Below are 6,369 nucleotides of genomic sequence, written 5' to 3' on the forward strand. Positions count from 1 at the left end.
TTTGATGAATCGGGAATTTCTATGCGTCAAATAACCTGGTTTTTTATCGCTATTTAGCGCCTTTATCTCATTGACAGACTGCTACTCTTGAGCGCGTAAAAATCCATCAGGGGAAAGTCATGGCAATACAGGGGATTGAAGGCGTCATCAGCCAGCTTCAGGCAACGGCAATGACCGCCCGGAATCAGAACGTGGCTGACGTGCAGTCAACCGTCAGCTTCGCGGGCCAGCTGCATGCGGCGCTGGACCGGATCAGCGACACGCAAACCGCGGCGCGCGTGCAGGGCGAAAAATTCACTATGGGCGCGCCGGGCATCGGGCTGAACGATGTGATGACCGATTTACAAAAAGCGTCGGTGTCGATGCAGATGGGCATCCAGGTGCGTAACAAGCTGATGCAGGCGTACCAGGACGTGATGAGTATGCAGGTTTAGTCCTTCTGGTGCTGGCGACGCGACGGCTTTAATGCCACACTATTTTTTTCTCCGTACATGGAATCATGATGAAAAAAATAGCAATTATGGCGGGGCTGCTGGCTTTAACCGGCTGTGTGCAGGTCGATAAATATCAGGACGTGATCAAGCATCCTGTCCCGGCGGAACTGGCGGGGTACTGGCAGTCGAAAGGGCCGCAAAGCAGCCTGGTCAGCCCGGAAGCGATGGCGACGCTGGTGGTGACGCAAGAAGGGGATACCCTGGATTGCCGTCAGTGGCAGCGGGTAGTGGCCGTACCGGGGAAAATCATGCTGCGTTCTGACGATTTTTATAACGTCACCCGCAAGCTGGATATTTATCCGCTGGAGCGTGAAGGCTCGGCCATCGAGTATGACGGGATGATCCTGCAGCGCGTCGATCGTCCTACCGTCGAGTGCGCCGCTTACCTCAGTAAAAATCCGCTCGAAAGCAAACTGCCGTAACGATCTGCAGACCGGGCGGGCGCAGCGCCGCCCGGCTTTACCGCTTATAACACCTCTTCCATCACCCACACGCTGACGCTGCCACCGTTGCAGGTAAAGACGCCGGTGCCGGTTTCGTCAGTGGTCACGATCTCCTCCCGGTTGCCGAGAAAATCTTTCCAGCTCTTGTTGCCGTAGTTCTCCCCAAGCGCGATCGTTTTTTCGCCCTCGTCACCGTTAGAGAGCACCACCACGCAGCCGGGATCGTCGTCGGTGCCGCTGCGGCTGAAGGCGATACAGTTAGGGTGATCGAACCACAGGGTCTGGATGCCGTGTGCAAAGCGCTGACGGGCGAGGATCAACTGGTCGAGCTGCTCGATCACCGGCATGTCGATGTGGTACGTCTCGCCATCACCGCCGGTGTCGTCGTAGCTGGCACCATATAGGTCGGGGTAAAAGACGCTGGGCACGCCGTTTTCACGCAGCAAAATCAGGGCATAGGCCAGCGGCTTAAACCAGGCTTCGACCGGGGCTTCCAGCGCCTGTAGAGGCTGGGTGTCGTGGTTTGCAACCAGCGTCACCGCATGGAACGGATCGGCCTCCACCAGCGTGCCGGTGAAGATTTGGCTCATGTCGTAATCCCGACCCTGTCGCGAGGCTTCGTGAAACTTCATGTGCAGCGGGGCGTCGAAGAGCATGGTTTTGCCTTCAACCTGATCGATATACTGCTGCAGTTTATCGACATCATGCGACCAGTATTCCGCCACGATAAACAGCGGCTTCGGCGCGACCTCCTGCACATGTTCGATCCACTCTTTATAGAACCAGGCCGGAATATGTTTCACCGCATCCAGACGGAAGCCGTCGCACTGGGTCTGTTCCATCGCCCAGCGCGCCCAGTATTTGATCTCCTCGGTTACCGCACGGTTACGAAAATCGATGTTTTCGCCCATCAGGTAGTCAAAATTCCCCATCTCGTTATCGACCTGATCGTTCCAGCCGTCGCCGGTGTAATCATTGACGATCTTAAAGACGCCATTTTCCTCAGGATTTTCGATATGGTCGATGCCGCTGAAGCATTTGTAATCCCAGATAAACTCTGAGTACTTTCCGGCGCGAACGGGGAAGGTGTAGCGGGTCCAGGCTTCGCATTCAATAATCTCGTCATCGATCTGATTGCGATCGTCGGCGTTGACGCGCTGAACGCGGATGGACTCTTTCTCATCGGCGCCCATTTTGTGGTTCACCACCACGTCCAACAGCACTGCGATGTCGTTGCGTTTCAGCGCGTCGATAGCGGCCAGCAGCTGGTTTTTGTCACCGTATTTGGTGGGGATAGATCCTTTTTGATCGAACTCGCCGAGATCGAAAAGATCGTAACAGTCGTAACCCACAGAGTAGCCGCCGGTAGCGCCTTTATAGGCCGGGGGCAGCCAGACCATGTTGATACCGATCTCGTTTAAGCCGTCGGCACGCTCGGCCACTTCCGGCCAGAGTTTACTGCCTTCAGGGTAATACCAATGGAAGAACTGCAAAAGGGTGGGGTTTTTCATCTTCCGTGCTCCAGTTTAAGAACACAGAGAGTATGAGCGAGACGGAAGAAGTTAGCGGGTGAAATAGTGAAATATATTCACCCGCCTGTAATCAACCCCCGTTCAGATATCCGCGGGGAAAAGAATATTGCCAGAGAGACGTCCATAAGTTGCATTCAGATTATGTTGTCGGGAAGAGTGCCCAACCAAAGTTCTCAGCTCGTCCATACGCTGTTGCAGCAAGGCTTTAAGCTCAATTTCATTGTCGAGGATCTGACGCAGCATCGGGCGTATTTGCGCCTGTATGTGCGGCGCAATTTCATTCGCATCCTGAAACTGTGTTAGCTTTTCAACGGCGGTCAGATATTTCACTTCAAAAGTAATCAGCTCATCCCAGCGCCCTGATTTTGACAGGGCCAGCATCGAGGCGCTGGTGGTTAGCAGTTGCTGATAGTGTTGGAGCAATCCCAGATTGGCTTCCATTAGTAATTGTCCCGGATATGTTGAGAATTGGGGCCTATCTCTTTCCAGGCATCAGCGATGTTATTGAGTAACCCCGCCACTTCATTAATGGCATCAATGTCATTATGAATATTGGCCTGTAAAAGACGTCGGGTCATGTAGTCGTAGAGGCTGTCCAGATTGGTGGTTAACTCACCACCAACCTCATGATTCAGCCCTGACTGCAGACCATTACTGATAATATTGATGGCTTTGCCCAGCGCCTGCCCTTTACCGGGAATATCACCTTGCTCAATCAAAATAATGGCTTTTTTCATGGCGCTTAACGCGCCATCAAAAAGTAATACCACCAGTTGATGCGGGCTGGCACTCAGGACGGCACTCTCTACGCTAACCTGCGCATAGGCCTGAATTCCCGATTTTGTATACATCGTAAAACCTCAACTCATCATTCATTAACTGTTCATGGCGTTGAACTGTTGGGTCAGATAGCTCCCGGTTTGATCCATGGAAGAGACCAGCTGACTCAAACTGGTGAACTGCGTTTTGTAGCGCGCCATGGTGGCGGTAATCTGTGCGTTAACACGGTCGTACTGATCTGACAGGTTTTTCAGCGTCTTATTGATACCATCGGTGGCACTCTTGACCGAACCCTCTGTCCCTAACATGTCTTTCAGCAGGTTGCTGGTCTGGGTCGCTAAGCCGGTGGTTTTACCGTCACCGGACAGCAATGCAAGCACGTCGGTAGATTTTTCCGTCAGGGCTTTCCCTAACTTGGTGCTGTCCACGGTCAGCTTACCGTTTACATCCTGGGTAATACCCAACTGCGACAGCGAAGACAGAGAACCGGAACCTTGTGTAGCCGAGACCGCAGAACGCAGGCGCGTCTGGATATTACGCAGCGTGCCATCGCCCAGCAGATCGCCGTTGCTCGTGTCCTGAGAACCATCGCCCTGTTTAACCGCGGTATATTTGGTCTGGTTGCCGATGGTGGTCTGCAACGAGTTATACGCATCGACAAACGCCTGGATCGCATCGGTCATCGGCTGGTTGTCTTTCACTATCGACAAGGTTTCCGGGCTGCCGACGTTAGTTTTGGTCAGGTTGAGCGTCACGCCTTCCGGCGCATCGGTAATGGCGTTGCTGCTACGGGTGATCTTGATGCCATTGATATTGACGATGGCATCGGCGGCCGCGACCTGAACCTTCATTCCCGTTGATGAATCGAGCGGATCGTGGCTGATATATTTCGCCAGTTCACTGTCATCGGTGGTGATCGTCATTTCATTGGCGACACCGCTGTCACGTGAGGTCAGTGACAGATAGTAACTGTTGTCATCCGCTTTAATGATGCTGGCGGTGACGCTTCCCTGCTTGGCGTTAATCGCGTCACGCACATCCGCAAGGCTGGTCTTGTCGCTGGCCAGCGTTACCGTCAGCGGATCTTTCTGACCCGGCTGCGTGATGGTGATGGTGCGCGAGCTCATGCTGCTGTCGCCCAGATCGGTATCTTTGCTGGCAACTTTCGGGCTCAGCAGCGTCTGCGCGGCTGCCAGCTGCGTCACTTCTACCGAGTAAGAACCGGCTGAGGCACTACTCGCCAGCGTCGCACTGAATGCGGTATTGGTGCTGGTCACTTTGGACTGCGCGATAGCAGAGGTATTTTTCAGCGCGTCTGAAGCAGTTTGTAACTTGGTCAGTGCAGTCTGAACTACGCCCCATGCGGTCAACTTCGCTTTATAAGAGGTCTGCTGCTGCGTAATCGGCGTGAGTTTGGTCTGCTCGGCTGTCTGTAAATTGTCATACAACGTATTGAGATCCAGACTGGTACCTGCGCCGAGTGAGCTAATACTTGCCATTTTTTCATCCTTTATTGAGACAATCGCTGGATGCTCTATCGGCAGAAATTGCAAAAAGATTAGCGTTTTTTTATCGTTTTCAATGCGGAAAAAAAGCGGAAAAATAGCGGGCAGTTTGTCCTTTTAAAAAAATGATCTTTTTTCTAAAGGTTGGAAAGGGGAGGTCGATAATCAGGTTAGCGGCGAGAAAGCCGTAGGCAGATGCCTGAATCTAAAACTTTTAAAGGAATACATCATGGCTGTTATTAATACTAACACCTTGTCTCTGATGACTCAGAACAACCTGAGCAAATCTCAGTCAACTCTGGGTACCGCAATCGAGCGTCTGTCCTCCGGCCTTCGTATCAACAGCGCAAAAGATGACGCAGCGGGCCAGGCGATTGCTAACCGCTTCACCTCCAATATCAACGGTCTGAACGTTGCTGCACGTAACGCCAACGACGGTATCTCCCTGGCGCAGACCGCTGAAGGCGCGCTGAGCGAAATCAACAACAACCTGCAGCGCGTTCGTGACCTGACCGTTCAGGCGCAGAACAGCTCCAACTCCGCGTCCGACATCGACTCCATCCAGGCTGAAGTTAACCAGCGTATGGAAGAGATCGACCGTGTGACCAAACAGACCGATTTCAACGGCATTAAAGTGCTGGATACTGGTGCGGGCACCAAGAGCTACAGCTTCCAGGTGGGTTCAAAAGATACTGAAACTATCTCTATCAAACTGAGCTCAAGCGACGGCTTCAACCTGGCAGCAGCTGGCCAGACTGGTAGCACTCTGAATACCCGCGCTATGACCTCAGGCGATACCGTAAACAATAACGTACGTACCACAGCTGCGGAAGGCTTCGACGTTCTGAAAGGTAAAGTGACCGGTGGTACTGGTGGTACTGCTGCAGGTACTACCCCGCTGAAAGATATCGATGCGGCAATCAAAGCGGTTGATGACCAGCGTAGCCTGCTGGGTGCGTCTCAGAACCGTTTTGAGTCCACCATCACCAACCTGAACAACACCGTGAACAACCTGTCTGCTGCCCGCAGCCGTATTCAGGACTCTGACTACGCAACCGAAGTGTCGAACATGTCCCGCGCGCAGATCCTGCAGCAGGCTGGCTCTTCTGTTCTGGCCCAGGCCAACCAGGTTCCACAGACTATGCTGTCTCTGCTGCGTTAATTATTTTTTAACGCCATGCTTAAAAGCGCCGCTTGTCGGCGCTTTTTTCGTTTATAGGCCAAATTAAATTGTTAATGAGTAGTTGCTGGCTTTAATGAATCGAAATTGATCAATTTAGTTGCGAATAATATTTCAAACGATCGTTAAAGTTTGTGGGTATCTGGACGATAACTTGTATGAATTTCCACGGCGTGATTCATAATTTATTTGAAGGATACTTATCATGGCAGTAATTAACACTAACACCCTGTCTCTGATGACTCAGAACAACCTGAGCAAGTCTCAGTCCACGCTGGGTACCGCAATCGAACGTCTGTCTTCCGGTCTGCGTATCAACAGCGCAAAAGATGACGCTGCGGGCCAGGCAATTGCTAACCGCTTCACCTCCAACATTAACGGTCTGAACGTTGCAGCACGTAACGCCAACGACGGTATCTCCCTGGCGCAGACCGC

At 52.4% G+C, this 6,369-nt stretch carries 7 protein-coding genes and 1 pseudogene; 4 read left to right on the forward strand and 4 right to left on the reverse strand.

Annotated features, from left to right (window positions below; all coding sequences use genetic code 11):
• The first annotated feature begins 119 nt into the window (after nt 1–119).
• Together fliE and yedD are read left to right on the forward strand one after the other, a co-directional pair.
• On the forward strand, nt 120–434 hold the full coding sequence (gene fliE / locus FFB58_RS12090; RefSeq protein ID WP_039032562.1) for a flagellar hook-basal body complex protein FliE: 315 nt from the start codon (nt 120–122) through the stop codon (nt 432–434).
• A gap of 68 nt (nt 435–502) precedes the next feature.
• Nucleotides 503–916 carry a lipoprotein YedD gene (gene yedD / locus FFB58_RS12095; RefSeq protein ID WP_039032563.1) on the forward strand — a complete coding sequence of 138 codons (414 nt, stop codon included), beginning with the start codon at nt 503–505 and terminating at the stop codon, nt 914–916.
• A gap of 44 nt (nt 917–960) precedes the next feature.
• Here yedD and amyA read toward each other — a convergent pair whose 3' ends face one another.
• The 4 genes from amyA to fliD all read right to left on the reverse strand — a co-directional run bounded on the left by amyA (nt 961) and on the right by fliD (nt 4,748).
• Nucleotides 961–2,448, reverse strand: a complete 1,488-nt coding sequence (gene amyA / locus FFB58_RS12100; protein WP_138369996.1) for an alpha-amylase — start codon at nt 2,446–2,448, stop codon at nt 961–963.
• 102 nt (nt 2,449–2,550) lie between these two features.
• Nucleotides 2,551–2,910, reverse strand: a complete 360-nt coding sequence (gene fliT, locus FFB58_RS12105) for a flagella biosynthesis regulatory protein FliT (protein ID WP_039032565.1) — start codon at nt 2,908–2,910, stop codon at nt 2,551–2,553.
• Nucleotides 2,910–3,320, reverse strand: coding sequence for a flagellar export chaperone FliS (gene fliS / locus FFB58_RS12110; RefSeq protein WP_039032566.1), 411 nt, complete (start codon nt 3,318–3,320; stop codon nt 2,910–2,912). The genes fliT and fliS overlap by 1 nt, the downstream gene beginning before the upstream one ends.
• Nucleotides 3,321–3,344: 24 nt before the next feature.
• Nucleotides 3,345–4,748 carry a flagellar filament capping protein FliD gene (gene fliD, locus FFB58_RS12115; protein ID WP_039032567.1) on the reverse strand — a complete coding sequence of 468 codons (1,404 nt, stop codon included), beginning with the start codon at nt 4,746–4,748 and terminating at the stop codon, nt 3,345–3,347.
• Between the two features lie 235 nt (nt 4,749–4,983).
• Here fliD and FFB58_RS12120 point away from each other — a divergent pair, with 235 nt between their 5' ends.
• Nucleotides 4,984–5,916, forward strand: a complete 933-nt coding sequence (locus FFB58_RS12120; protein WP_138369997.1) for a flagellin — start codon at nt 4,984–4,986, stop codon at nt 5,914–5,916.
• 223 nt (nt 5,917–6,139) lie between these two features.
• Nucleotides 6,140–6,369: pseudogene (locus tag FFB58_RS12125) on the forward strand (flagellin FliC); the annotation flags it as partial.

This window comes from Enterobacter sp. MF024, assembly GCF_005843915.1.
GTDB classification, from domain to species: Bacteria; Pseudomonadota; Gammaproteobacteria; order Enterobacterales; family Enterobacteriaceae; genus Enterobacter; species Enterobacter barmai.

What these genes read in the sequence shown, in the direction of transcription:
- fliE (WP_039032562.1), top strand. Translation starts at nt 120, where the DNA reads ATGGCAATACAGGGGATTGAAGGCGTCATCAGCCAGCTTCAGGCAACG.
- yedD (WP_039032563.1), top strand. Translation starts at nt 503, where the DNA reads ATGAAAAAAATAGCAATTATGGCGGGGCTGCTGGCTTTAACCGGCTGT.
- amyA (WP_138369996.1), bottom strand. Translation starts at nt 2,448, where the DNA reads ATGAAAAACCCCACCCTTTTGCAGTTCTTCCATTGGTATTACCCTGAA.
- fliT (WP_039032565.1), bottom strand. Translation starts at nt 2,910, where the DNA reads ATGGAAGCCAATCTGGGATTGCTCCAACACTATCAGCAACTGCTAACC.
- fliS (WP_039032566.1), bottom strand. Translation starts at nt 3,320, where the DNA reads ATGTATACAAAATCGGGAATTCAGGCCTATGCGCAGGTTAGCGTAGAG.
- fliD (WP_039032567.1), bottom strand. Translation starts at nt 4,748, where the DNA reads ATGGCAAGTATTAGCTCACTCGGCGCAGGTACCAGTCTGGATCTCAAT.
- FFB58_RS12120 (WP_138369997.1), top strand. Translation starts at nt 4,984, where the DNA reads ATGGCTGTTATTAATACTAACACCTTGTCTCTGATGACTCAGAACAAC.